This window comes from Nocardia veterana NBRC 100344 (assembly GCF_000308855.1).
Taxonomy (GTDB): domain Bacteria; phylum Actinomycetota; class Actinomycetes; order Mycobacteriales; family Mycobacteriaceae; genus Nocardia; species Nocardia veterana.
The window spans coordinates 16,526-42,520 of sequence record NZ_BAGM01000132.1; the positions used below are offsets into that span (position 1 = coordinate 16,526).

At 67.9% G+C, this 25,995-nt stretch carries 25 protein-coding genes; 13 read left to right on the plus strand and 12 right to left on the minus strand.

All coding sequences use genetic code 11. The annotated features are described in order from the left end of the window. Positions 1-14: 14 nt before the first annotated feature. Both ON37_RS25485 and ON37_RS25490 read right to left on the minus strand, forming a co-directional pair. Positions 15-1,235 carry a glycerate kinase gene (locus tag ON37_RS25485; protein ID WP_040722869.1) on the minus strand — a complete coding sequence of 407 codons (1,221 nt, stop codon included), beginning with the start codon at positions 1,233-1,235 and terminating at the stop codon, positions 15-17. A 62-nt stretch (positions 1,236-1,297) separates the two neighbouring features. Beyond that, complete coding sequence (locus tag ON37_RS25490; protein WP_245553462.1) at positions 1,298-2,899, minus strand: alpha/beta hydrolase; 1,602 nt, start codon at positions 2,897-2,899, stop codon at positions 1,298-1,300. A gap of 129 nt (positions 2,900-3,028) precedes the next feature. Between ON37_RS25490 and ON37_RS25495 the strand changes: the two genes are divergently transcribed. The 4 genes from ON37_RS25495 to ON37_RS34520 all read left to right on the plus strand — a co-directional run bounded on the left by ON37_RS25495 (position 3,029) and on the right by ON37_RS34520 (position 5,561). Then, positions 3,029-3,358 (plus strand): GNAT family N-acetyltransferase, encoded by a 330-nt coding sequence (locus ON37_RS25495; RefSeq protein ID WP_245553464.1) that lies wholly within the window; start codon positions 3,029-3,031, stop codon positions 3,356-3,358. Positions 3,359-3,414: 56 nt separating this feature from the next. Then, entirely contained in the window at positions 3,415-4,038 is a 624-nt protein-coding gene (locus tag ON37_RS25500) for a YqgE/AlgH family protein (RefSeq protein WP_083893285.1), read from the plus strand. An 81-nt stretch (positions 4,039-4,119) separates the two neighbouring features. Next, entirely contained in the window at positions 4,120-4,656 is a 537-nt protein-coding gene (locus ON37_RS25505) for a sigma-70 family RNA polymerase sigma factor (RefSeq protein WP_051032042.1), read from the plus strand. Beyond that, positions 4,653-5,561, plus strand: coding sequence for an anti-sigma factor family protein (locus tag ON37_RS34520; protein WP_051032034.1), 909 nt, complete (start codon positions 4,653-4,655; stop codon positions 5,559-5,561). The genes ON37_RS25505 and ON37_RS34520 overlap by 4 nt, the downstream gene beginning before the upstream one ends. A 10-nt stretch (positions 5,562-5,571) precedes the next feature. Here ON37_RS34520 and ON37_RS25515 read toward each other — a convergent pair whose 3' ends face one another. Continuing rightward, complete coding sequence (locus ON37_RS25515) at positions 5,572-6,594, minus strand: AraC family transcriptional regulator (RefSeq protein ID WP_157171589.1); 1,023 nt, start codon at positions 6,592-6,594, stop codon at positions 5,572-5,574. Positions 6,595-6,711: 117 nt separating this feature from the next. On the opposite strand from ON37_RS25515, the gene ON37_RS25520 reads away from it, so the two are divergent. Both ON37_RS25520 and ON37_RS25525 read left to right on the plus strand, forming a co-directional pair. Continuing rightward, a complete protein-coding gene (locus tag ON37_RS25520; protein WP_040722870.1) occupies positions 6,712-7,293 on the plus strand; it encodes a UbiX family flavin prenyltransferase in 582 nt (193 codons plus the stop codon). A 16-nt stretch (positions 7,294-7,309) separates the two neighbouring features. Further along, entirely contained in the window at positions 7,310-8,842 is a 1,533-nt protein-coding gene (locus tag ON37_RS25525) for a UbiD family decarboxylase (protein ID WP_210741297.1), read from the plus strand. A 24-nt stretch (positions 8,843-8,866) separates the two neighbouring features. Here ON37_RS25525 and ON37_RS25530 read toward each other — a convergent pair whose 3' ends face one another. From ON37_RS25530 to ON37_RS25550, 5 genes are all read right to left on the minus strand, one after another. After that, positions 8,867-9,343 (minus strand): hypothetical protein, encoded by a 477-nt coding sequence (locus ON37_RS25530; protein WP_040722872.1) that lies wholly within the window; start codon positions 9,341-9,343, stop codon positions 8,867-8,869. A gap of 109 nt (positions 9,344-9,452) precedes the next feature. Next, on the minus strand, positions 9,453-10,553 hold the full coding sequence (locus ON37_RS25535; RefSeq protein WP_083893278.1) for an aminotransferase class I/II-fold pyridoxal phosphate-dependent enzyme: 1,101 nt from the start codon (positions 10,551-10,553) through the stop codon (positions 9,453-9,455). Then, positions 10,550-11,590: a 3-oxoacyl-ACP synthase III family protein gene (locus ON37_RS25540; RefSeq protein WP_051032036.1), complete on the minus strand. Its 1,041-nt coding sequence runs from the start codon at positions 11,588-11,590 to the stop codon at positions 10,550-10,552. The genes ON37_RS25535 and ON37_RS25540 overlap by 4 nt, the downstream gene beginning before the upstream one ends. Before the next feature lie 11 nt (positions 11,591-11,601). Further along, the gene (locus tag ON37_RS25545) at positions 11,602-12,270 is read right to left on the minus strand and encodes a DUF8713 domain-containing protein (protein ID WP_040722873.1); all 669 of its coding nucleotides are present in this window, start codon (positions 12,268-12,270) and stop codon (positions 11,602-11,604) included. Beyond that, a complete protein-coding gene (locus tag ON37_RS25550) occupies positions 12,267-13,958 on the minus strand; it encodes a thiamine pyrophosphate-binding protein (RefSeq protein WP_040722913.1) in 1,692 nt (563 codons plus the stop codon). Before ON37_RS25550 ends, ON37_RS25545 begins: the two co-directional genes overlap by 4 nt. Before the next feature lie 158 nt (positions 13,959-14,116). Between ON37_RS25550 and ON37_RS25555 the strand changes: the two genes are divergently transcribed. From ON37_RS25555 to ON37_RS25575, 5 genes are all read left to right on the plus strand, one after another. Continuing rightward, the gene (locus ON37_RS25555; protein WP_040722875.1) at positions 14,117-14,632 is read left to right on the plus strand and encodes an EXLDI protein; all 516 of its coding nucleotides are present in this window, start codon (positions 14,117-14,119) and stop codon (positions 14,630-14,632) included. A gap of 130 nt (positions 14,633-14,762) precedes the next feature. Continuing rightward, positions 14,763-15,701 (plus strand): daunorubicin resistance protein DrrA family ABC transporter ATP-binding protein, encoded by a 939-nt coding sequence (locus ON37_RS25560; RefSeq protein WP_040722914.1) that lies wholly within the window; start codon positions 14,763-14,765, stop codon positions 15,699-15,701. Then, on the plus strand, positions 15,698-16,462 hold the full coding sequence (locus ON37_RS25565) for an ABC transporter permease (protein ID WP_040722876.1): 765 nt from the start codon (positions 15,698-15,700) through the stop codon (positions 16,460-16,462). The genes ON37_RS25560 and ON37_RS25565 overlap by 4 nt, the downstream gene beginning before the upstream one ends. Before the next feature lie 190 nt (positions 16,463-16,652). Then, positions 16,653-18,002, plus strand: a complete 1,350-nt coding sequence (gene gdhA, locus ON37_RS25570; RefSeq protein ID WP_040722877.1) for an NADP-specific glutamate dehydrogenase — start codon at positions 16,653-16,655, stop codon at positions 18,000-18,002. A 38-nt stretch (positions 18,003-18,040) separates the two neighbouring features. Then, complete coding sequence (locus tag ON37_RS25575; RefSeq protein WP_040722915.1) at positions 18,041-18,436, plus strand: cupin domain-containing protein; 396 nt, start codon at positions 18,041-18,043, stop codon at positions 18,434-18,436. A gap of 20 nt (positions 18,437-18,456) precedes the next feature. On the opposite strand, the gene ON37_RS25580 is transcribed toward ON37_RS25575, so the two are convergent. Together ON37_RS25580 and ON37_RS25585 are read right to left on the minus strand one after the other, a co-directional pair. Beyond that, on the minus strand, positions 18,457-19,068 hold the full coding sequence (locus tag ON37_RS25580; protein ID WP_040722878.1) for an HAD family hydrolase: 612 nt from the start codon (positions 19,066-19,068) through the stop codon (positions 18,457-18,459). Positions 19,069-19,087: 19 nt separating this feature from the next. Further along, positions 19,088-19,492, minus strand: coding sequence for an SdpI family protein (locus ON37_RS25585; RefSeq protein WP_040722879.1), 405 nt, complete (start codon positions 19,490-19,492; stop codon positions 19,088-19,090). 239 nt (positions 19,493-19,731) lie between these two features. Here ON37_RS25585 and leuS point away from each other — a divergent pair, with 239 nt between their 5' ends. Beyond that, on the plus strand, positions 19,732-22,638 hold the full coding sequence (leuS, locus tag ON37_RS25590; RefSeq protein ID WP_040722916.1) for a leucine--tRNA ligase: 2,907 nt from the start codon (positions 19,732-19,734) through the stop codon (positions 22,636-22,638). 21 nt (positions 22,639-22,659) lie between these two features. Here leuS and ON37_RS25595 read toward each other — a convergent pair whose 3' ends face one another. Next, positions 22,660-23,415, minus strand: a complete 756-nt coding sequence (locus tag ON37_RS25595) for a polysaccharide deacetylase family protein (RefSeq protein WP_245553466.1) — start codon at positions 23,413-23,415, stop codon at positions 22,660-22,662. A gap of 171 nt (positions 23,416-23,586) precedes the next feature. Next, positions 23,587-24,261, minus strand: coding sequence for an SDR family oxidoreductase (locus tag ON37_RS25600; protein WP_040722880.1), 675 nt, complete (start codon positions 24,259-24,261; stop codon positions 23,587-23,589). 357 nt (positions 24,262-24,618) lie between these two features. On the opposite strand from ON37_RS25600, the gene ggh reads away from it, so the two are divergent. After that, a complete protein-coding gene (gene ggh, locus ON37_RS25605; RefSeq protein ID WP_040722918.1) occupies positions 24,619-25,953 on the plus strand; it encodes a glucosylglycerate hydrolase in 1,335 nt (444 codons plus the stop codon). Positions 25,954-25,995: the final 42 nt, after the last annotated feature.

Below are 25,995 nucleotides of genomic sequence, written 5' to 3' on the forward strand. Positions count from 1 at the left end.
GTTGCCGTCGGCGCTCAGCGCAGGTGGTCTGCCGCTATCCGAGCCCCGATTTCGGACAGCAGAGGCGCGGCGTCGGCGACGGAACAGGCGGGATCGGGTTCCAGATCGGTGAGTGGATAGCAATCGGCGATACCGGCGACGCGGAGTCGTTCCGGGCTCAGGGCGCAACGGCCCGCCACGGCCACCACCGTCACGCCCTCGGCGCGGGCGGCCGCGGCGACGCCGGCCGGCGCCTTGCCGCGCAGCGTCTGCTCGTCCAACGCGCCCTCCCCGGTGACGACCAGATCCGCACCACGCACGGCGTCGGAGAACCCGATGAGTTCCAGGACGACCTCGATACCCGGTCGCGGCCGCGCCCCCAGCACCGCCATCGCACCGAATCCGGTACCACCCGCCGCGCCGGCCCCCGGCCGGCGGGCGAAGTCGATCTCCCCGTCGGGTTCGGTAACTCCGCTCCCGGCTCGATCTCGGCCGCGACCCGTGTCCGCACCGTCGCCGGCCGCCCCTCGGGTGGCGGGCCGCGCCGCTCGAACAAGCTCGGCCCAGTGCGACAGCGCCGCTTCGATTTCCGCACATTGCTCTCGATCCGCACCCTTTTGCGGTGCGAAAACGGCCGCCGCGCCGTGCGGGCCGAGCAACGGGTTGTCGACATCACTGGCGAGGGTGAAGGTCGTCGACGCCACGGCCGGATGCAGGCGCGAGCAGTCGATTCGGTGGGCGCGGCGGAGAGGCGCTGCGCCCCAGGGTAATTCGTTGTCGTCCGCGTCGAGGATTCGCAGTCCCAGAGCGTGCAACATGCCGGCGCCACCGTCGGAGGATGCGCTGCCGCCGAGCCCGAGCACGATCTCGTGGTATCCACGGTCGAGCGCATCTCGAAGCACCAGGCCGAGGCCGTAGGTACCGGCGTACATCGGATCGGGTTGCGCGCCGGGCAATTTCACCAATCCGACGACCTCGGCGAGTTCGACCACCGCGGTCCCGTCGCGCACCGCGTAACTCGCCGTCGTCGGCGCACCGGTGGGGCCCACGGCGGCGACGCGGATGCGCTCCCAGCCCGCGGCCACGAAGATGTCGACGGTGCCGTCACCACCGTCGGCCACCGGCAACTGCCGGATCTCGGCTTCGGGGGCCACCTGGGCGATTCCGGTCGCCAGCGCGGCGGCCACCTCGGGCGCGGTCAGCGAACCCTTGAACTTGTCCGGGGCGAGCACCACTCGCCGGTGCCGCTGCGTCATGGGCCCTCCCTCGGTCGTCCGGTTCACTGCTACGGGACGTCCGGCGCGCAGGTCGGACGCACTCACCGCATGGGCGCCTGATCCACGTGATCGATCCGCACCTCGCCCGTGCGCAAATATTCCAGCACCGCGTCGTCGAGCGGTGCGTTACCACGTCCGAAGGTGCCGTGGTCGCCGCCGTCGACGGTGATCAGGCGCCCGTGCAGGGCGTTCGCCATCGCCGGGCCACCCGGATAGGCCGTCACGGCGTCGTTGCGGCTCTGCAGAATCAGCGGCGCCGTCGCCGGTTCGCCCGCCACGATCGGCACCGGCGTGGCGACCGGATCCCAATCGGCACAGGCCAATCCGCTCCGTATCAGTTCCGCGCGGGCATTGAGCGCATTACCGCCGGAAGCCACGATCGCGGCGGCCGAGCCGATGGCATCCAGCCGGGCGGGCACCGCGTTCTCGTTGCAGGTGATGGCCGAGAACACCGCCTGTCCGGTCGGATCGGTGGTCGTGGCGCCGGCGATGGCCTGCATCCGTCGCAGATCCGCCGGCTGCGCATTCGCCTCCGCCATGGCCTGCGCCAGCGCGGGCCAGAATCCGCGGGTATACGCCGCCACCGTCGTGGCCGACACCAGCGGCACCTGCGCGGAGGCACCACCGGAAGCCAGGGCGCGCACCAGATTCTGCGCTTTGACCAGTTCCTCGGCGCCGGCGTCGGCCCCGGATCGCGCGACCGTCGCCAGCGGTTCGGGCAGCTCCCGCGGCAGATCGGCGGCCGCGACCGGCGGTGGGGTCAGATTGGCGTACCAGCCGCCGCCCTGCGCCGACACCAATCGGGCCCAGGTCTGATAGACCCGCAGCGGTGAATCGCCCAGGTGATAGCGATCGTCGTGCTCGGCGATCCAGGCGAACAGGTCGTCGAGTCGCTGTTTCCCGGCGAGCTGCTGCTGGGCGAACTGTTCGGTCCACACCCACTGCGGATCGACGTTGGAATCCAGCACCATCCGCTCGACACGCTGCGGAAACAGAGTGGCGTAGACCGCCCCCAGATAGGTGCCGTAGGAGATGCCGAAGAAGTCGATGCGGTCCAGCCCGAGCGCATCCCGCACGACATCCAGATCGCGGGCGGTGTTCTCGGTGGTGATGGTCTCCAGGTAACCGGGTTGCGCGCTGTCGCAGGCCTTTCGAAGCGATTCTCGCCCCGGGTCGGTGCCGCCGCAGGTGAGCGGCGTCGACCAGCGCAGCCCGCGGGGCTGCACGGCCGCCAGGTCGTAGTGCTCGGTCAGGGCGGCCGGTAGCTTCTCGGCGCGCGCTCCCCAGTAGTCGAGCGCGTCGGCGCCGGGGCCGCCCGGGTTGGCGAACACCGTTCCGTACCGCTGGCCCGTCGCGCGAATTCGGCTGACGGTCAGCTCGATTCGCGGTCCGTCCGGCGCCGCGTAGTCCATCGGCACCGAGATCACCGCGCACTCCGCGCGGTGCCCCACACCGATCGCGCCGTCCGGGCAGGAACCGAAGCTCGCGTCCGCCCGACCCGTGGCCGGCAGCAGTGCGCCGGTGATCACCACGGCCGACGCGGCGGCGGCCACCCATCGCGCCGCCGCGGCTAGTACCCCTCGTGCCATCCGCGCCGTCTCCCCGTCCGGCCGGATCCGCTCGGCCGTCGTCGTGTCGAGCATCCGTCCCACTCGAGCCCCTGCATTGTCGCCATCACCGCCGGTGGCGACAACTCGAACACTCGCCCGACACGGCCGGAGCTCCGGCGGATCCGCTCCCGTCCGGCCGACCCGAACATCTAGGCTCAGCAAATGACGCAGGGCTCGCAGCTGAAGACCGAGATTCGAGACAACCCGGAATTCGACCGGTTCGACCTGTATGTCGACGGTCAGCACGCCGGTGTGGCCGCCTATCAGGACACCGCCGCCGAGCGCGCATTCGTGCACACCGAGATCTATCCCCAGTTCGAGGGCCAGGGGTACGGGCGATTGCTGGTACAGGGCGCCCTGGACCGGACCGTGGAGCAGGGTTTCGGGATTCTGCCGCTCTGCCCGATGGTTCACCACTTCGTGGAATCGCGGCCGCGGTATCTGGCCATGGTGCCGCAGTGGGCGCGCGAGCGATTCGGTCTGCCGCAGTGATCCGGCCGGGGAATCACGGTCGGTAAACACAGCGCGCGCCCGGCGACGGTGCGATGATGACAAGCGTGGCACGCGCAGAGGAACACGGCGACCGCCCCGGACGTGAATCTCGATACGAGGAACAGGTGGTGCGGCCCGGCACCTTGCTGGTCTCGGCGACAGAGCTGGTCGAGCCCACCTTCCGGCGCACCGTGATCTACATCGTCGAACACAACGATGCGGGCAGTCTGGGCGTGGTGCTCAATCGCCCGAGCGAAACCGCCGTGCAGGATGTGCTGCCACGCTGGGCCGATCTCGCGGCCGGACCCCGCACCCTCTACGTGGGCGGGCCGGTGAAACGCGATTCGGCGCTGTGTCTCACCACGGTCCGCGTCGGTGCCTCGATCGAGGGCATCCGCGGGCTGCGCCGCGTCGACGGACGCGTGGCGCTGCTGGATCTGGACTCCGATCCGGACACGATCGCCCCGCTGGTCGAAGGCATCCGCATTTTCGCCGGTTATGCCGGGTGGACCTTCGGCCAGCTGGAGGGCGAGCTGGAGCGCGGAGACTGGATCGTGTTGTCCGCCCTGCCGTCGGATCCGCTGGCCGGGCGCACCGACCTGTGGGCGCATGTGTTGCGCAGGCAGCCCTTGCCGCTGTCGCTGCTGGCCACGCACCCCATCGAACTAGAACGCAATTGATTACGTATCCACCGAGTGTGGTCCCCCAACGCTCGCCTCGACCGAGGCGGCGGAGTCGCGCAGTCGGCGCACGCCCGGCCGATGTCTGATTCCGCGGTCCCCCCCGTCGACGCCGCGCCCACACGGGCGCAGTTGTTACGGGTGCTCTACGACGAGCACGCGCCCACACTGTGGCGATTCACCTACAGCCTCGTCGGCGATGCCGGTCGCGCCGAGGACATCGTGCAGGAGACGCTGCTACGAGCGTGGCAGCGTCCGCAGGTGCTCGATCAGACGACCGCCTCGGCCCGCGCCTGGTTGTTCACGGTGGCCCGGCATCTGGCGGTGGACGAGTTCCGCAGCGCGCGGCATCGTCGGGAATACGGCACCGACGCGCCGCCGGAACAGGCGAGCCCGGACGAGGCGGAACGCGCAGTGGACAGTTGGCTGATCACCGATGCGTTGGCCCGGCTGAGTCCCGACCACCGCGAGGTGATCGTGCGGGCCTACTACCGTGGCCTGTCGACCCAGCAGATAGCGAACGAATTGGCGATTCCCGAGGGCACGGTCAAATCTCGGATGCACTACGGGATGCGCGCCTTGCGTTCGGCCCTACAGGAAATGGGGGTGACGAAGTGACAACGGCCGATACCGACTCGCACGACGAGTATGCGACCTGGGACGGCCCGTATGTGCTCGGCGCCCTCGATCGTGAGCAGCGGCTGGAGTTCGAGGCGCATCTGTCCGAGTGCGCCGAGTGCCGGGCCGCCGTCGCCGAGCTGTCCGGACTGCCCGGGCTGCTACGGCAGGTGCGCGGCGATGTCGCCCTGTCGCTGATCGACACGACGGCCGACGACTCGCGCGCCGACTTCGGCGATGCGGGCTTCGACGCCCTGCTCGACCGGGTGCGAGCTGCCGAGGGCCACCCCGGCGGTGCCGCCGACGGCATCCTCCCGTTCGAGGCCGGCCGCGGCGCTTCGGCCGCACCCGCCGAGCCCGAACCGGACCGCGTCACGCCGCCCTCGGCCGAGACCACGGCGGGCAGTACGGAAATCGGGCGGGACACGGCTCCCCGTTCCTTGGCGGCGGCGCGCGAGCGCAGGCGACGCCGCAGCGGTCCCTGGCTGGCCTTGGCCGGAGCGGTGGCCGCCGCCGCGGCGGCGGTCGCGATCACCATCCCGGTGACCATCTCCAACACCGAGAGTCACACTCCCCCGACCGCCGAGCAGGTGGTCACGGAACGACAGATGGATCAGGTCGCCCCGTCGCCGATCACCGCGAGTTTCAGCCTCACCCAGCTCGATTCCGGTACCCGCGTGAACATGTCGTGCAGTTACGCGCCGTCGGACACCGACTACACCTGGGACGGCGCCCTGTGGGTCGTCCATACCGACGGCACCCAGTCGATGATCTCGCAGTGGTCGGCCCACCCGGGCCAGACCGTCACGGCCGACGGCATCACCTCGGCCCCGGCGGATCAAATCCGCTATGTCGAAATCCGTTCCAGCACAACGAATCAGGTGTTCCTGCGCGGAAACGTCTAGGGCCGGAGCATCATCCGGTCCGCCGGGAGTCCAGCTCCGGATCCACTGCGGTCTCGGTGTTCCAGCGGCGCGCGGCCCGACGCAGCGCCCGTGCATCGGAATAGCCCAGCCGCGCGGCCAGCGCCGATTTCGTCGTGGTGGCGGGAACATTTCCCGCCGCGGCCCGGCGCGCGCGGTCCAGTTCCCGCCGCCAGGTGGTCCCCGCCTCCGCCAATCGTCGCTGCAGGGTGCGGGGGCTGACCGCGAGCCGGCGTGCGACGGTGTCGAGGGTCGCGTCGCCGCCCGCCAGGGCTGCCGCGAGGACCCGCTGCACCCGATCGGGCCAGGAAACGTCGTGCAGTAGCGGCATCGGCACGATCGTGGCGTACCGCCGGACGATCCCGGCCAACACCGGATCGGCGGTGGCCAGCGGTAATTCGAGATCGGCGGCGCGCAACGTGATGCTGTCGGCGGGCGCGTCGAATTCGATCCGGTTCGTGCCGTATGCCTCGACGAAGGCCCGATGCGAGCGCGGTGCCCGCTGGCGCAGCGTGATTCGCACCGGTACCACCGCTGTCCCGGAGGCGTGTCGCATCCGCGCCACGGTGCTGGCGAACGACGCCTGCACGGTCAGCTCCGCGCCGCGCCCCTCACCCTGCATCAATTCCAGAGTCGTGGTCCGTTCACCCCGCAGATCGTCCGAATCATACGAATAGCGATGATTGGTCGCCATGGCCGCACCGAACCGGTGAATGGTGGCCAGACCTTCGCCGACGGTCCCGGCGGTGGTGAACAAATAGTCGAAAATTCCGTGCTTGCCGAGATAGTAGGTGGTGCTTATCCGCAAACCGCTGTCCGGGGCCGGTTGCCCGAATTCGGCGCGCTCCCATAGTCGAAGATACGCATCGCTGGCCACCATGCCGTATTCGCTGGTGAGAACGGTTTCCGGAATTCCGGCCGTCCGCAGCAACGCTCGTTTGTCGAGTCCGTCCGCAGCGGTTTGGAGTACACATCGGACAATTACCGCATTATACGCGGGGACCGGGTCGAGCACGTGTTCATGATAAGCCGTTCGCCCGAATGTCGCCGGTTCCACGAGTGACGTAAACGGTCCCATGACCGACACGTACGGACCTACCCGGCGGGGCCGGCGATTGGTCAGGCTGAAGCGGTGTCTGGAGCAGTAGCGGATCCGCCGTCGCGGTTGGTTGTCGGCATCAGTGGAGCCACCGGAATCGCCTATGGCGTTCGGGCGCTGGAATTCGCTCGCAAGGCGGGGGTGCAGACCCATCTGGTCGTGACACCGGCGGGTCAGCAGACGCGGCACTACGAAACATCGTTGAGTGCCGGAGATCTCGCGGCGATGGCGGATGTGGTGTACCGGCCCGCCGATATCGGCGCGGCCATCGCGTCCGGATCGTTTCGCACGGCGGGAATGCTGGTAGCGCCCTGCTCCATTCGCACCTTGTCCGCGATCGCCTACAGCAACGGCGACAATCTGCTGACCCGCGCCGCCGATGTGACGTTGAAGGAGCGGCGGCGGCTGGTCCTGCTGGTCCGCGAGACTCCCCTGACCCTCGGCCATCTGCGGGCGATGACGGCCGTCACCGAAATGGGCGGCATCGTGATGCCGCCGGTACCCGCGTTCTACCTGCGCCCGAGCAGCATCGACGAACTGGTCGACCACAGTGTCGCCCGGGCGTTGGATCTGCTGGGCATCGTCGTGCCGGATATGCCCCGCTGGGGCGAATGAGAGTGTGGAAGAACCTGTGACTGCGACGAATATGCCGGTGCCGTCCAGCCGGCCGCTGAAGCATCTGAAGAGCTTGCGCGAATTCATCGACGAACTGGATCGCATCGGCGAGATCCAGCGCATCGATACCGAGGTGGACTGGGATCTCGAGATCGGGGCGATCATCCGTCGCTCCTACGATCTGCGCGCGCCCGCACCGCTTTTCACCGATATCACCGGATACCGCGATTCCGGGTTCAAGGTGCTGGGCGCGCCCGGGTCGCTTTCGGGGCCGAATCATCCGCTGGCTCGGATCGCGCTGGCCCTCGGTCTGCCTGCCGATGCGTCGGGTCAGGAAATCGTCGATCTGCTGGCGAGTGCGCGGACGAAGCCGGGTATCGCACCGGTCGTGGTGGATCGGGATCAGGCGCCGTGCAAGCAGAACGTGATGCTCGGCGACGATATCGACCTGTTCGCCTTTCCCACGCCGAAACTGCACGGCAACGACGGTGGCCGCTATATCCAGACCTACGGCATGAATATCGTCCGCACCCCGGACGGCTCGTGGACGAACTGGTCGATCAACCGCATGATGATCGCCGATCGCAACACCCTCGCCTGCCTGATTCCGGCACCCCAGCATCTCGGTGTGATCCGGTCCCGGTGGACCGAGATCGGTGAGCCGATGCCGATCGTGCTGGCGATCGGCGTCGAACCGGCCCTGCCGTGGGTCGGTGGCATGCCGTTGCCGGAGGGCGCGGACGAAAGCCACTACCTGGGCGCGCTTTTCGGTGAGGGTATCGAGGTGGTGCCGGCCGAGACGGTGGACCTGATGGTGCCCGCGACCGCTGAAATCGTTGTCGAGGGCCATATTTCGCTCGACGAAACGGTCCTGGAGGGGCCGTTCAACGAATTCCCCGGCTACAACGCGACCGAGGCCTCCCCGAAGCAGGTGTTCCACGTGTCGGCGATTACCTATCGCGACGGCGCGATCCAGCCCACCGTGGCGGCCGGGCCGCCGGTGGAGGAGGACCACACGATCATCGGTACCACCAGCGCCGCGGAAATCCTGTATCTGCTGCGCGAGGCCGGACTGCCGGTCTCCTCGGCCTGGTACAACTTCGAGGCCGCCGTGCACTGGCTGACGCTGGCGGTCCGCCAGGACTGGCACGAGAGCACCGGTCTGGCATCGCACGAGTTGATCGACCGGATCGCCGCGGTGATCTTCACCGGGAAGACCTCGGTCAACGCGCCGAAGATCCTCGTGGTCGAAGACGATGTGGACATCACCGCTCTCGACGAGGTGGTGTGGGCCTTCGCAACGCGCTCGCACCCGGATGTCGATCGCGGCGAATTCCACTATCCCCCGGCGGTATCCGATCAACTCGCGGTCTACCTCTCCGAGGAGGAAGCACACAGCTTCAAGGCGGGCAAGGTCGTCTACAACTGTCTGCTGGCCGATCTGTATCCGGGTGGCCGCCGGCCGGTCAAGGGCAGCTTCGAAAACGGCTGGCCGGCGCAGATCCAGCAGCGGGTGCTGTCGAACTGGCACAAATACGGCTACCGCTGAGCGGGGCCGGACCACCCGGCCGGATCACAGCAGGATCAGGGTGAGGCACAACCCGGTGACCGCGAGGGCCTGCAGCCCGACCCGGAATCCGAGAATGCTCTCCCACTTGTCCTGCAGCGCACGGGCATCCGAGGGAATGGCGCCGGTCTGCGCCGCGAGCGTCTGCGCGGTATTGATCGGCTTGGCGATCCGGACGTAGAACCCGAGCCAGCAGAGCAGGGCGAGCAGGGCCACACCGGCGGCCACCGCGGCGCCGGTGTGGCCCGCGACGGCGGCGAGGCCGACGGCGAGAAGGGTCGCGATGACACCACCGGCGCCGACGAACGGCATCCGGCGGTCGGCGTAGTAGTGGCCCCAGCCGGCCGAGACGGTCATCGTCGCGTCGTCGAGTTTGCGGTTGACGGCACGGGTGATCAGGGCGGCGCAGACATCGATTCCGTACACGATGCCGTTGGTGAGAACGGCGGCGACGGTCAGGATCTGGGCGGTGGTGGTCAGCATCGGGGCAACTCCTACTCGAATTTCTAGCATTGCTAGCTTCGCAGCAACCATAGCTGTTCACAACTAGCTTGTCTAGCGTTGCTAGCTTCGATACCGACCCCGAGGCCGATCAGGCCGGACCACACCCCCACCGCGCCGTCGCGGTCCCGACCCCCGCATGGCTGCGGATCCGTCCACTCCCACTCGCCGCGCCGATGCGTCCGTCGAACGCGTCCAGCACCGCCGCGTCGGCGCGGGGATCTCCCACCGCGATCCGCGCCCTGCCGTCGGGATACCCCTTCGCCGCGATGCCGGCCTTCGCCAGCGTCGAGTGGGCCTCGCAATTCGGCAGATAGAGGAAGTTGCCACGACTGCGGGGGACGGCGATTCCCCGGTGCCGCAACGCGGTGCGCAGGCGTTCGCGCGCGGCGGTGATATCGGCGATCCGGGCCGCCAACTCGGCCGACGCGGCATAGCAGGCCCGCACGGCCGCGACGGCATAGTCCGGCGTGCCGAACGGCAACTGCAGCCGACGGATTCGACCGACGAGTTCGGGCGCGCCGAACGCGTATCCGATCCGCAGGCCCGCCAGGCCGTACGCCTTCGAAAACGTCCGCAAGACAAGGAGATTGGGATAGTGCGCCAGCAGGTCGGCGGTGTCCGCGCGTTCACCGTCGGCCAGGAATTCCACATAGGCCTCGTCCAGGATCACCGGAATGTGGCGCGGTATCCCGAACAGGAACGCCCGCAACTCGGCGACCAGCGGCACCGTTCCGGTCGGATTGTGTGGCCGGCAGACCGCGACCAGCGCCGTCCGCTCGTCCACCGCCCGGGCCATCGCCGGAAGCCGCTGCCGCCCGCTCGAATCCAGCGGCACCGCAACGGATTCCAGTCCGGCCATGGCCGCCATGATCGGATAGCCGTCGAAGGTGGGGGTGGCGAACACCATACGCCGGCCCGGCCCGGCGACGGTCTGCATGATCTGCAGCACCACGCCGGTCGCCCCGGTACCGACCACCACCTGTTCGGCATCGACACCCAGGTGATCGGCGATCAGCGCGGGCAGCCGACGGGGCAGAAACTCCGGGTACCGGTTCCCGCCGCGCATCGCCTCCTGCACCACGGCCAGGACCGAAGGCAATGGCGGGAACGGGTTTTCGCTCAGGGTCAGATCGAACCGCACCGGCGGCACGGCGCGGACCGCGAGCGGGTCGTGGGACGGGAAGGTCATCGCCCCGCTCCCCAGCGCACCGCCGCAGCGGCGGCGAAATCGCCGGCATGCGCAAAGGCCGACAGCAGTACCACCGACCCGTTGCGCAACCGGCCCGCCCGATTCTCGATATCCAGGGTCACCGGGATACCGGCGGCGAACAGATTCCCGCACCGATCGAAGGAATCGGGGTGCCGTTCGGCAGGCAACTCCAGCGCATCGTGCCAGTTGCGCAAGAACAACCGATTCGGCTGATTGGTGACGAAGGTATCGATATCGCGGCCCTTGACCCCGATGCGATCACAGACGGCCAGCGCCAACTCCGGCACCAGCCGATTACCGCGCGCGAACACCTTGGTGATCTTCGATTCGGTGAAGCTGACACAGCCCTGCCCCACACCCGGCTCCCAGTACTTGCGTTCGGATCCGGTGGAGAAGTCCATATCCCCGGCGAATTCCGGATAGGTGCGGCATTCGATATCGAGGATCGGCGCTCGGTTGTCCTTGGCCAGCAATCCGACTCCGCAGCCGTCCCCCGGCACCGGCGCCTGCGCGAGTTTCCGGATCTCGGTCTGGGTGAAAACCGGCCCGGCCGTGTTCTGCGTCGCCGCGATGAGCGCGGTGCGGGCATCGGTGGTCTGCAGAATCATCCGCGCCAGCATCATCATGTGGATGAATGCGGCGCAGCCGCTGTTGTGTACGTCGAAAACCCATTTCGGTCGCATTCCCAGCCGCCGCGCCACCTCGGGACCCGCGCCCATCACCGGATTGTCCGGAAGCTGGGTGTGCGTGATCAGCACATCGATATCGGCGACCGTGGCCGCACCGTGCCGTTCGACCAGGGGCGCCACCGCCCGCTCGACCATATCGACGGCCGTCTCGTCGCGATCCTTGTGATGCCGGGTACGGGGCGCGCGGAACATGACGTTCTTCGCCATCCGCTCCGATCGCGAGAACTGGGTGAAGTATTCGGTGCCGACCGGTTCTCCGGGTAGATAACAGGCCACATCGATCAGGCTGACCGGCGGCTTCGACAGTGCGGGATCGGTGAAGTCCATCTCGTACTCCCTCACCGCATCCACTCGGGCGTGATCGGAAGCCCGTGCGCGGCACGGTATTCGGCGATCGCCTTGAGGTTGTCCAATTCGAGCCGATGCCCGGCGGAGAACATCTCCCAGAAATCGCCGACCCACACCTTGCGGCCGGCGGGCGCCTTCTCGGGATACGGATTCTCGTCGTAGAACGGGTGCCGGCAGTTGGTCCACAGCACCACCGATCCCGGTTTGCCGAGGACGACCTCGGCGTCGACCACCCGCATCAAGTAGATCATCCACAGGTGTTCGCCCTGATCCCAGGCACAGTGGTAATCGACGGTCATCGCCTCCGGATTCGCCACGGTGCGGGTGAAGATGCGCGTGTCCTTACCGAGTCGATCGTAGGATTCCCACAGTCCGGGGGTCGCGGTTTCGGTGAAGCCACGCAGGCTGTAGGTCCACTCCTCCAAACTCCTGGTGTGCGAGAGATATTCGTACAGCTCGCGGGGCGGAGCGGCGATGTAGTCCTGCACCGGGCAGAAGCGGCCGAACACCTGATCGTGCGGATAGACCGAACGCAGCATATCCATGATGATCGGGGTGGTCTGCTCACGATCGGAATTCTCGATTCGCAACAGCCCGGGGATGACCCGGTGCGGCAGATCGGGAATATCGCTGAGGGCGGGCGTGGTGCTGATGGTCACGGATTCCTCCTCGAGGTGGTCAGGAAGGGAATGAACGGCGGAATCTCGTCCGGATCGCAGTCGATCGAAACGAACGACGGCCCCGGCGTTTCCAGGCAGTAGGACAGAACGGTGGCAAGCTCCTCCGGGGTATCGGGTGCGAAGGACGGGAGTTCGGGGAACATCGCCGCCATTCCGGCGCTCAGATGCGCCTTGTGAAATCTGTTGAAGCTGTATCGATCTCCGTAGAACAGCTGCTCGCGAGTGACGCACATGGCATGGGCGGAGTTGTCCAGGACGACGAAGGTCACCGGGAGCCCGTACTGGACGGCGGTGTGGATCTCCATGCCGTGCATGTAGAAGGCGCCGTCGCCGGCGACCACGACGGTTCGCCGCTCGGTGCCGTCGGCACGGTGGCGCCGCGCCAACGACGAACCGATCGCGGCGCCGAAGGCGTAACCCATCCCTCCCATCCCGAGTGCCACCACGAATCGACCGGCCGGTGGGGTGCGCAGGTAGTGCACCACGGAGGCGCCGGTGTTGCCCGCGTCGGCGAAGACATCGGTATCGGAACGCAGTGCGGCATTCAGTGTTTCGACGATGTCGCGGTAGCGCAGGCCGGGGCCGTGGGCGGGCGGAACCGGCAGCGGGCTCGGCGCCCGCCGCGGCCGGCGCGGATCGATCCGATGCACCCTGCCGTCGCCGGCGCCGAGCGCCACGACCAGCTCGCGCAGGGTGGTGCGCAGGTCGGTACTCGTGGCGTGGACCACCGCGTCGAGGTAGGGCGGATCGGCGCCCACCGATGCGGTCGAGGCGCCGAGTACCGTCTCCAGGCCCGCCCGCGCGGTGACCGGCATCCGGGTTCCGACCAGCAGGCACAGGGCACATCCGCGCAGAGCGTCCGCCAACTCGGCATGGCCCATACTCCCTGCGACACCGAGATATCCGTGATCGGCGTAGCCGTACACGTCCAACGCATCGGGCGCCACGCCCACCCCGGCATCCAGCGCTGCCGCCAGATCGCGCAGTTCGCCCCGCGCGTCGTCGCGGGCCACCTGCGCTCCGGCGATGATCACGACCTTGCCGATCGCCCGCGCCGCGCGCAGCCCGTCGAGGATCCGTTCGATACCGGCGTCGTCGCGCCCGTGCACCCGGCGTGGCGGTACGAAGGCGGGAATCGGCCCGAGGTCGGCCTGCTGGACGTCCTTGGGCAACAACAGCACTGCGGGACCGCCCGCACCGGCGGCGGCGACCGCCCGCGACAGGTGCGCGGGCAGTGTCGCCGGATCGGTCACCCGGGCGCAGTACAGCGCGATGGCGTCGAAAAGTTCTGCGGCATCGAATGTTCCGGCCCGGCCGCTGGAATCCTGGAATGCGCCCCGGCCTTCCAGGGCGGTGGGCGCCTGACCCACCAGCGCCAGCACCGGTACCCGGGAGGCATGTGATTCCGCCAGCCCGGCAACGAGATTCATCGCCCCACCACCGGAGGTCGCGCACACCACACCGAGCCCGGAGGTGGAGCGGGCGTAGCCGTCGGCCATGGTGGCGGCGGCGAATTCGTGTTTCGCTACCACCGCCGTGACCCGATCCGCGGCAGCGTGGGCGGCGTCGTACAGATCCTCGATATTGGCGCCGTCGACGCCGAAGATATGTCGTACGCCCAACGCCGACACGGCGTTCACCAGGTAGTCGACCACTCGTGACGGCATCGCCGCTCCTTCCGATCGGGCCCGCTCGGTGCGGCAGCAGGTGCCGATCCGAACGCGCTCAGCGAGGAAACGAAGCACGACCCCACCCGGTTCACCGCCGTCGGCATGCGATCCGAGCACATCTTGCGTGTATGTATACATCTACGTATAGTGAGTGCATGCCCAACAAGACCGTGTACGTATCCGACGACGACCTCCCGCTTTTCCAGCGGGCACAGGAGTTGGTCGGCGGCAATCTGTCCGGGGCGATCGTGACGGCGCTGCGGCGCTACATCGAACTCGAAGAGGGTCGGCAGGCCGGCTTCGACGAGGTCGTGCTACGGGTCGGGCACAACGGCGCCCGGCAGGTGCGCTTCTCCGGCGTACTACTCACCGAAGCCACCGATATGGGTAACGAGCGGTACGAGCGCATCCGCGTCTACCGCAGCCGCAAGGGCAAATACGTTCTGCACCGGCAACGTTCGGAATGGGCGGACTACCCCACCGACACCAATTGGCTGAAGGACCTGACCAACTGGCGGCGCATGCTCGGCGTCACCGATCCGGACTGGGGCGAATTCAGCATGGACATCTATGACACACCCGCCGAGCTGAAAGGCAGGATTCCCGACAAGTTGTACGAGCGGATCACCGATCTGACCGAACATCCGCAGATCGAGGATCTCGACATCTGATTCATCCGGGGGCGTAAACCCCTCGGCCACAACCGAAAAGACCGAGCGACACCCTTGTCCGCGCCGAAACGAGCGGACACGGCTCGGTCGAGTCATGCATAAATTGCTATCTCATTATGAAAGGATGGCCATGAACGCACCCGCGATCTCGGTCACCGGCCTGCGAAAATCCTTCGGCGATCAGGTGGTGCTGGACGGCATCGACCTCACCGTGGGCGAGGGCACGATCTTCGCGCTGCTCGGCCCCAACGGAGCGGGCAAGACCACGACCGTCCATATCCTGTCGACGCTGACCCGCCCGGACGGCGGGTCGCTCCGCGTCGGCGGCCACGATCCGGTCACCGACGCCGACGCCGTCCGGTCCGCCATCGGCGTCACCGGCCAGTTCTCCGCGGTGGACGAACTGCTGACCGGCCGCGAAAACCTGTTGCTGATGGCCGATCTGCACCATCTGCCCCGAAGTGAGGGCCGGCGCATCGCCGACGAACTGCTGGCCCGATTCGATCTGCGGGAGGCGGGCGACAAGGTGGCCGGCAGTTACTCCGGCGGGATGGCGCGGCGGCTCGATCTGGCGATGACGCTGGTCGGCGAGCCGCGCATCATCTTCCTCGACGAACCGACCGTGGGACTGGACCCGCGCAGCCGGCGCGGCATGTGGGAGATCATCCGCGAACTCGTGGCCGGGGGCGTCACCATCTTCCTCACCACGCAGTATCTGGAGGAGGCCGACGAACTCGCGCAGCGGATCGCGGTGCTCGATCACGGCCGAATCGTCGCCGAAGGCACACCCGATCAGCTCAAACGCCTGGTGCCGGGTGGCCACATCCGGCTGTCCTTCGGCGATGCCGAGCAGTTGCGTGCCGCGGCCGACCTGCTCGGCGGCACCACCGCGGATTCGACGCTGGCCGTCCCCAGCGACGGCGGCGTTGCCGCCCTGCGCGACGTACTCGACCGGCTCGATCGTGCCCGAATCGAACCCGAGAGCCTCGCCGTGCACACCCCCAACCTCGACGACGTCTTCCTGACCCTCACCGGCCACCCCGCACCCGAGAAGGAAACCGCACGATGACCACTCACGCCCTCGCCGATTCGCGCACCATGTTGCGCCGGAATCTGGTGCACGCCAAGCGATATCCGGGCATGACCATCAGCATGTTCATCATGCCGCTGGTGATGCTGCTGATGTTCAACTACATCTTCGGCGGCGCCCTCGAGAAGGCCACCGGCGGCAGCTACATCGACTACCTCGTCCCCGGCATGATGCTGATCATCCCGGCCTATCTGGTGGTCGGCGTCGCCGTGGCGATCGCCTCCGACATGACCAAGGGCATCGTGAACCGGTTCCGGACGATGCCGATGGCACATTCGTCCATCCTCACCGGGCAGGTGGTCGGGACGGTGATTCAAGGTGTGCTCGGGGTCGGACTCATGGTCGCGGTCGCGGTGGCGATCGGGTTCCGGCCCGATGCCACGATCGTGGAGTGGGCCGCGGCATTCGGCCTCATCGTTCTGGTCATCTTCGGATTGTCTTGGCTCGGAGTGGGTTTCGGCTTGGCCGCCCGGACCCCGGAGAGCGCCAGCAACACCCCCACGCCCCTGATCTTCCTCCCCTTCCTGGGCAGCGGGCTGGCCCCCACCGACACCATGCCCGCCGGTGTCCGGCAGTTCGCCGAATACCAGCCCTTCACCCCACTGACCGAAACCCTGCGCGGCCTGCTGATGGGCGCGCCCATCGGCGGCAACGGAGTCGTAGCGGTGGCCTGGTGCCTCGGTTTCGCGGTGGTCGGCTATGCGTGGTCGCGGTCGCTGTTCCGGCGTAAGACCAACTGAGTCGGACGATGTCGCGGGCGCCCCGGTTCGCCGGGGCGCCCGCGCCCGCCGGATGCGCCCGGCGCCGACTCCGCACCTCCCGCCTCGGGGTCCGAGGCGGATCCGGCATGATCGAGGTTGGTGCCATTCGGAAGTAACCGGACAGGTTTCGGCCGATCGCCGCTGGACGTGAACAGAACAGGAGCGCCCCATGCCCGGACTGGATGAGAAGTTGCAGGACATCTACGCCGAAGTGCTGCAGCGCAACCCCGGCGAAGCCGAGTTCCACCAGGCGGTGCGCGAGGTTCTCGACAGTCTGGGTCCGGTGGTCGCGAAACATCCGCAGTACGTGGACGCTGCGGTGATCCGCCGGTTGTGCGAACCCGAGCGGCAGATCATCTTCCGGGTGCCGTGGGTCGACGACGCCGGGACGGTGCAGATCAACCGCGGCTTCCGGGTCGAGTTCAACTCGGCGCTCGGCCCCTACAAGGGCGGGCTGCGGTTCCACCCGTCGGTGTATCTGGGAATCGTGAAATTCCTCGGCTTCGAGCAGATCTTCAAGAATTCGCTCACCGGCATGCCCATCGGCGGTGGTAAGGGCGGATCGGATTTCGATCCAAAGGGCCGCTCGGACGCCGAGGTGATGCGCTTCTGCCAGTCCTTCATGACCGAGCTGTACCGGCATATCGGCGAACACACCGACGTGCCCGCCGGTGATATCGGCGTCGGCGGGCGGGAGATCGGCTATCTGTTCGGCCAGTACAAACGGATCACCAACCGGTACGAATCCGGCGTGCTCACCGGGAAGGGACTCAGCTGGGGCGGTTCGCAGGTCCGTCCCGAGGCGACCGGATACGGCACCGTGTTCTTCACCGAGCAGATTCTCGACCGCCGCGGCGACAGCTTCGAAGGCAAACGGGTGGTGATCTCCGGATCCGGGAACGTCGCGATCCACGCGGTCGAGAAGGTGCACCAGCTCGGCGGCACCGTCGTCGCCTGTTCCGATTCCTCGGGTTACATCGTCGACGACAAGGGCATCGATCTCGAACTGCTCAAGGAGATCAAGTACGAACGCCGCGGCCGCATCCACGAATATCCCGAATTATCCGGTAGCACGGCGTATTTCGTGGACTCCGGGTCGATCTGGGAGGTGCCGTGCGATATCGCGCTGCCGTGCGCGACCCAGAACGAACTCAACGGCGCCGATGCTCGCGTCCTCGTCGAGAACGGGTGCCGCATCGTCGCCGAGGGCGCCAATATGCCCTGCACCCCCGAGGCGACCCGCCTGTTCGCCGAGGCCGGCGTCACCTTCGCCCCCGGAAAGGCCGCCAATGCCGGCGGCGTCGCCACCAGTGCCCTGGAAATGCAGCAGAACGCATCCCGCGACTCGTGGAGTTTCGAACACACCGAACAACGCCTGGAGTCGATCATGCGCGGCATCCACGACCGGTGCCTGGAAACCGCGGAGGAGTACGGCACCCCGGGCGACTACGTCGCCGGCGCCAATATCGCCGGGTTCACCCAGGTCGCGGACGCCATGCTCGCGCTGGGCATCGTGTAAGTGGTGGTGCGCGGACGCGAGCGGGCATGATCGGCGGTATGGCGCTGTTCGGACGCGAGCCGGGTGGGTATCGGAGCAATCCGGCGCCGGCGGTCGGCACCCGCAGCCGCATCTTCGCCCGAGTTCGGGTCGGGCGGTGGGAGCTGGTGGTGCGGCGGACCATCGTCGAACCAGGTGGCGACAGCGGCTGGCACTACCACGACGGGACGCTGTTCGTACTGGTCACCGGCAGCACCCTGAATCACCCGGGGATGGACTGCGTACCGGTGACCTACCGGCCCGGCCGGATCTTTCGTGAGCCCGCGGGCGCCGCGCACGCGCACACCGCGCGCAATCGGAGCCGGAAACCGTTGCAGCTCACCGTCTTCTACATCCTTCCGGCCGGGAGCCCGCTGTCACGTCCGGCGCCGGCACCGGGCTGCGACCGGGCATGACGGTCGGCGGCGACCCGGTATCAGCCGAGAAGGGTGGGCAACAGATCGGGAAATTCGGTGAGGTCGCGCAGCACCGTATCCGCACCGGCCGCCCACAGCTGCTCCGCATCGCACGGACCGGTGGGCACGCCGACCGCGTGGGCGCCGGCGGTGCGGGCACCGCGCATATCCCCGACGTGATCGCCGACGTAGACGGCTGCCTCGTATTCGCGCAGCGCCGCGCCCTTCTGTTCGGCCCACAGGTCGCCGATCACGGCATCGACGGCGATGTCGAGGTGGGTGAGATGGAGTTCGGCGTTCGGCTCGTACTTCCCGGTGACGACGATGACGCGGCCACCGACGGCATGCACCGCCGCGGTCGCCGCGCGGGCGCCCCGCATCTCGACCGTGCCGGTGATCGCGAAATCCGGATACATCTCGCGATACAGGGCCGCCATCGCCGGAACCTCGGCGGCGGGGAACCAGTTGGCGAGCTCGTATTCCAGCGGCGGGCCGAGACGGGTGACGACCAGGTCACTGTCGATCGGCGTGCCGGTGCGCGCGGACAGCGCCCGGTAGCAGGCCCGGATACCGGGCCGCGAATCGATCAGCGTCATATCGAGGTCGAACCCGACCGTCGGCGGGCGGGTCACGACGCACCGCCGGGGGTGATCAATTGGCGGGCTGACAGGCGTCGCGCAGGGAACACGCGCCGCAGGAACTTCCACAACCACCGATATCGGCCGGAACGAGTTCGGCAATGGCCTCGGTCGCCGCATTCGCACCCGCGCCGAGGGTGAACAGCGCCACCACCAGCGCCACCACCGTGGCGATCACGCCGACCCAGACGCCCGCGACCAGCGCGATCGCACCGGCGGCGGCGAGCAGTAGGCCCGCACCGACCGAGGTGGGCCCGGCCACCCGGTTGGCCACCCGGAACGTCTCCTCGGTACTGAGGGCATCGTCGGTGTGCACACCGAAGAATCGATTGCGGGGCAGAGCGCCGGTCAGCCCCAGCACCCCGGTGACGACGGCGACGGCCGCCAGCAGAAACAGGATGAGCGCGACCACGAACACCCCGAATACGGTACTCCGGTATCAAACCGCCCCACCGGCGGGGCCGCGGCGGTCACGCCGACGGCCCCGCTCACCCCTTTTTGGGTGCTGACGTGCGCACGCTCTACCCTGAGGGGCGACGTTGTCCACAGACGTTCACCAGGGGAACTCGGCGACAAGAAGGCAGGATCGTGCAGGACACTCGTGCAACCGATACAACCGGCGCATCGACCGGTCGGAGCGACGGGCCCGGAAGCAGCCTGCCGAACTCTTCCGACGCAGCGGTCGACGGCGGCACTCCGGCGCACCGCTACAACGCCGAGCTGGCCGGCGCCATCGAGCGCAAATGGCAGCGGGTATGGGCCGAGCGTGGCACCTTCCACGCGCCGAACCCGGTGGGTCCGCTGGCCGGCGAGACCCCGGCGGACAAGCTGTTCATCCAGGACATGTTCCCCTATCCGTCCGGCGCGGGCCTGCACGTCGGTCACCCGCTGGGCTATATCGCCACGGACGTGTTCGCGCGCTATCACCGGATGCACGGTCGGAATGTGCTGCACGCCCTGGGCTACGACGCCTTCGGCCTGCCCGCGGAGCAGTACGCCGTCCAGACCGGTGCACACCCGCGGGTGACCACCGAGTCCAATATCGCGACCATGCAGCGACAGCTGGACCGGCTGGGGTTGGGCCACGACCGGCGCCGCTCGTTCGCGACCACCGATCCCGAGTTCTACAAGTGGACGCAGTCGATCTTCCTGCGCATCTACAACGCTTGGTACGACACGTCGGCGAACAAGGCCCGGCCGATCGCCGATCTGGTGGCCGAATTCGAATCCGGCGACCGGCCGACCCCGGACGGGCGCGCATGGGCCGATTTGACACCGGCCGAACAGGGCGCGATTCTGGACGATCATCGCCTGGTGTACCAGTCGGATTCGATGGTCAACTGGTGCCCCGGACTGGGTACCGTCCTGGCGAACGAGGAGGTCACCGCCGAGGGCCGCAGTGAGCGCGGCAACTTCCCGGTGTTCCGGAAGCGCTTGCGGCAGTGGATGATGCGCATCACCGCCTACTCCGATCGACTGGTCGACGATCTGGAGCTGCTGGACTGGCCGGACAATGTGAAAGCCATGCAGCGCAACTGGATCGGGCGGTCGCGGGGTGCGCAGGTCTCCTTCGCCGTGGCGCGGGCGACGGGTGCGGAGCAGGCAGCTCGCCCCGGCAGCACCAGCGCCGACGCGGCCGGCGAGAACATCGAGGTCTTCACCACCCGGCCCGACACGCTGTTCGGCGCCAGCTATGTGGTGCTGGCTCCCGAACACGATCTGGTGGACCGGTTGGTCGCCGATCGGTGGCCGGCCGACGTGGATCCCCGCTGGGTGTTCGACTCCGCCACACCCACCGAAGCCGTTGCGGCATACCGCAAGTCGATCGCGGCGAAATCGGATCTGGAGCGGCAGGAGAACAAGGAGAAGACCGGCGTCTTCCTGGGCGCCTACGCCACCAATCCGGTCAACGGCGCGCAGCTGCCGATCTTCATCGCCGACTACGTGCTGTCCGGCTACGGCACCGGCGCGATCATGGCGGTGCCCGGACACGACCAGCGGGACTGGGAGTTCGCACGCGCGTTCGGTCTGCCGATCGTGGAAGTCATTGCCGGCGGCGATATTTCGGAATCGGCGTACTCCGGCGACGGAACCCTGGTCAACTCGGACTTCCTGAACGGCCTGGATGTCGAAACCGCGAAGGCCACCGTGATCGAGCGGCTGGAGCGGGACGGCACCGGCAAGGGCACGGTGCAGTACAAGCTGCGTGACTGGCTGTTCGCGCGGCAGCGGTACTGGGGCGAACCGTTCCCGATCGTCTACGACGAGACCGGCGCCGCGCACGCGCTGCCGGAATCGATGCTGCCGGTGGAACTTCCGGAGGTGCGGGATTTCGCCCCGGTGACCTTCGATCCGGACGATGCCGACTCCGAACCGTCCCCGCCGCTGGCCAAGGCGACCGACTGGGTGAACGTCACCCTGGATCTGGGCGACGGCCCCAAGACCTACCGCCGCGACACCAACGTAATGCCGCAGTGGGCCGGTAGCTCCTGGTACCAGCTGCGCTACACCGACCCCACCAACACCGAGGCGTTCTGCGCGCCGGAGAACGAGCGGTACTGGCTGGGCCCGCGCCCGGCCGAACACGGTGCGAACGATCCGGGCGGCGTCGACCTGTACGTGGGCGGCGTGGAGCATGCGGTCCTGCACCTGCTGTACGCGCGGTTCTGGCAGAAGGTGCTGTTCGACCTCGGCGAGGTCTCCGGTCCGGAGCCGTACCGCCGGCTGTTCAACCAGGGCTACATCCAGGCCTACGCCTACACCGACGAACGCGGCGCGTACGTCCCGGCGGCGGAGGTGGTCGAGCGCGACGGGAAGTTCTTCTGGACCAACCCCTCCGGCACCGAGATCGAGGTCTTCCAGGAGTACGGCAAGATCGGCAAATCGCTGAAGAACGCCATCTCGCCCGACGAGATGTGCGATCTGTACGGCGCGGACACCTTCCGGCTGTACGAGATGTCGATGGGCCCGCTGGACACCTCACGCCCATGGGCGACCAAGGATGTCGTCGGTGCGCACCGCTTCCTGCAGCGCGTGTGGCGTCTGGTGGTCGACGAGGAATCCGGAGCGGTCCGGGTCACCGACGCCGAACCGGCGGATGCCACACTTCGCCTGCTGCACAAGACGATCGACGGAGTCGACGCCGACTACGCCGCCCTGCGCGACAACACCGCCGGCGCCAAGCTGATCGAGCTGACCAATCATCTGACCAAGCAGTACCCGCAGGGCGCACCGCGCACTGTGGTGGAGCCGTTGGTGCTGATGCTGGCCCCGATGGCCCCACATCTGGCCGAGGAGTTGTGGGAACGCCTGGGGCACACCACCGCCCTGGCACACGGGCCCTTCCCGGTCGCGGATCCCGCGCTGCTGGTGGAGGAGTCGGTGGAATATCCGATCCAGGTCAACGGCAAGGTGCGCAGCCGGGTCAGTGTCCCGGCCGACGCCGACGCGAAGGCGGTGGAGGCCGCGGCGCTGGCCGATGCGAAGCTGCTGGAATTCCTGGCCGGCAAGACCCCGCGCAAGGTCATCGTCGTTCCCGGCAAGCTGGTCAACGTCGTCGCGTAAGTGCCTGCGGCGGCCTAACTTTCACTTCGGCGGTAGCAGCACGTCGTCGAGTGTCACCAGCGAGAGGCGCCGTTCGCGGATGATGTCGACCATTCGGCCGTAACAGTGGGTGACGGCCGGATGGTTGGCGTGACCGATGACGATGGCCTGCGGATTGAAGTACTTCGTCGCCATCTGCACCAGATAGTCCTCGGTGATGATCGACGAATCCGACAGCGAGCCGTACCACAGCGTCGGCACGGTGTAGCCGAGGTCGGCGGCGATGCGGTCGACGACGGCATTGTGGAATCCGTACGGCGGTCGGTAGTACGGGGTGCCGTCGACGCCGAAGGTGTTGTGCAGGAACGCTTTCGTCCGGGCGAGTTGATCGGCGACCGCCCGGCCGGAGAGTTTGGTCAGCGCGGGATGGTCCCAGGTGTGGTTGCCCAGTTGAATCTGCCCGGCATCGACCAAGGGCCGCAACGCATCCCGATGCACGGTCCACGAGTCGTAGGCGGCGGTGACGAAGAAGGTGAAGCGCGCTCCGGTATCGCGGGCGAAGCGGATATAGGCCCCGACCACCTCGGGACTGGCCCCGTCGTCCACGGTCAGCGCGAGACTCGTGCCCGGACCCGGCAGCGCGGTGATGGTCCCGGCGGGCAGCGGCACCTTCGGCCCGCTCGGCGGTGGGAGTAGTAGCGGGGGTGGCGGCGCAGCGGAGGTGGTCGGCCGGACCGGCGCGGCCGCCAATCGTCGGTCCGTCCGGTCGGCACTGTGCGCGGAGGCACATCCGCTCATTGCGGCGACGGTCCCCGTCGCAAGCAGCATCAGCAGTTGCCGTCGGCTCGGTCCCACACCATCCATCACACGGTCACCCCTGGTCGGAGGCAGGTTCCGCCAAGATACCGCAGTGGCCACGGGATGCGCGGCCGCGGTGGCAACCGGCGTGTCGAGGGACCGATCGCGAACTCAGCGAGCGATGGGGCGCAACACTATTTCGGTGGGATGCGCGTCACGCGGGGTTTCGATCGCGGTCCGGACGGTCCGCGCCACCGTCTGCGGAGTGAGGAATTCGTTCGGGTCGTAGTCACGCCGTTCGGCGGCGACGATCGCGCGCTGCATATCGGTATCGATGCGGCCGGGGTGGATCGAGGTGACGCGCAGCCGCGGCTCCTCGAGCCGCAACGCATCGCCGAAGGCGCGCAGCCCGAATTTGCTCGCGGCGTAGACACCCCAGCCCGCATTCGCGCGCAGTCCCGCACCCGAATTGATCAGCAGCACATGGCCGCCCGCAGCACGCAGCGCGGGCAGCAGCAGGCGGGTCAGCTCGGCGACGGCGACGAGGTTGGCCTCCAACGTGTTTCGCCACATCTGGACCGAGGATTCGGCGATCGTGCCCAATTCGGCGACCCCGGCGTTGTGCACCAGTACGTCGAGCCGGTCGATGCCGGCAGTCGCCCGCGCCAGCGCGGGGTAGTCGGTCAGATCCACCGGCCACGGGACCGTGTCGGGCAGCTCCGCCCGGATATCGGTAAGAGATTCGGCGGACCGGGCGCCCAGCAGCAGTCGATGCGTTCCCGACAGCTCCCGCGCGATGGCTGCGCCCAACCCCCGGCCGGCGCCGGTGATCAGAGCGGTCGGCATATCGCGCGCAGCAGTGGAATCCGAAGATGCGGGCATGGGTTCACCGTAATCCCGCGCATCACGCGGACGCGCACCGGATGGTGGGGACGCCCAGGACAATCACATCGCCCCGGCGGACATCTGCCGCTCATCGGTGGCGAGCCGATGCCGATGGGTGTAATCAGTCTCGGGACCGTCCTACCGCGGTGGTCGCACCGGCGGCCGGGCCGGATACGGCCGATGACACAGAACGAGGCGATGAGGGTGGACACTGCCGAACAGGTGCCCAGATCGGAGCGCCCGCAGCCGACGGGGCGGGTGCGGCACGCAACGCCCGGGCGCCGCGCATATCTGAAGGTGACATCGCAGAATAAGGAGATGAACGGTCCCGGATTCACGCCCACCCAGCTGGCCGCCCGGGCCGCCTACCTGCTCCGCGGTAACGACCTGGGGACCATGACCAGCGCGGCGCCGAAACTCTATCCACACATGTGGAGCTGGGATGCCGCGTTCGTCGCGGTCGGGCTGGCGCCGCTGAGCGTGGAACGTGCGGTCGTCGAACTCGACACCCTGCTGTCGGCCCAGTGGCGCAACGGCATGATCCCGCACATCGTGTTCGCCAACGGCGTCGACGGCTATTTCCCCGGTCCGGCCCGGTGGGAATGCCGACGGTTGGCGGCCGACGCGCCCGCCGGGCCCGATACCTCCGGTATCACCCAGCCCCCGGTGCACGCGATCGCGGTGCAGCGCATCCTCGATCATTCGCGCCGGCACGGCCGCACCACCCGGGCAGTGGCCGCGGAGTTCCTCGATCGGCGGTGGGTGGATCTGATGCGCTGGCATCGCTGGCTCGCCCATGCCCGCGACCCCAAACAGCACGGCCGGATCACGCTGTATCACGGCTGGGAATCCGGTATGGACAACTCGCCGCGCTGGGACCGGGCCTACGCGAATGTCGTGGTCGGCGATCTGCCGCCCTATCGGCGCGCCGATGTCGACCTGGTCGACCCGACCCAGCGCCCCACCGATCGGGAGTACGACCGCTATCTGTGGCTGGTGGAGCAGATGCGCCGGTGCGGATACGACGATTTCCAGCTGGCCTCCACGATGAGTTTCGCGGTGGAGGATGTCTTCGTCACGGCGATCTTCGCCTTGGCCTGCGAGGTCCTGGCCGGCATCGGTGAGGACTACCGGATGCCGCATGCCGACGTCCGGAAACTCTACGAATGGGCCGACTATTTCCGGGCCGGGGTCATCGCCACCACCGATCCCCGCACGGGCGCCGCCCGCGACTTCGATGTGCGCGCCGATCAGTGGATCGGCACCGAAACGCTGGCCATGTTCGCACCACTGCTGTGTGGTGGCCTGCCGCGCGCCACCGAACGCGGGCTTCTGCGCTTGTTCGAGGGCCCTCGATTCTGCGGTCACCCGGATCTGCGCTATGCGCTGCCGCCGTCGACTTCGCCGGTGGCCAAGGGCTTCCGTCCGCGCGAATATTGGCGCGGGCCGGTCTGGCCGGTGATGAGCTGGCTGTTCTCCTGGGTCTTCGCCCGCCGGGGCTGGGCCGAACGCTCCTTCATGCTGCGGGCCGAAGGGCTACGCCAGGCGGGGGACGGTAGTTTCGCCGAGTACTACGACCCGTTCACCGGCGAGCCGCTGGGAAGTATGCAACAGTCGTGGACGGCGGCCGCCGTCCTGGACTGGCTCGGCTGAGCGCGTACCCGCAGCTATCATTTTCCACAGACCACCTGTTCA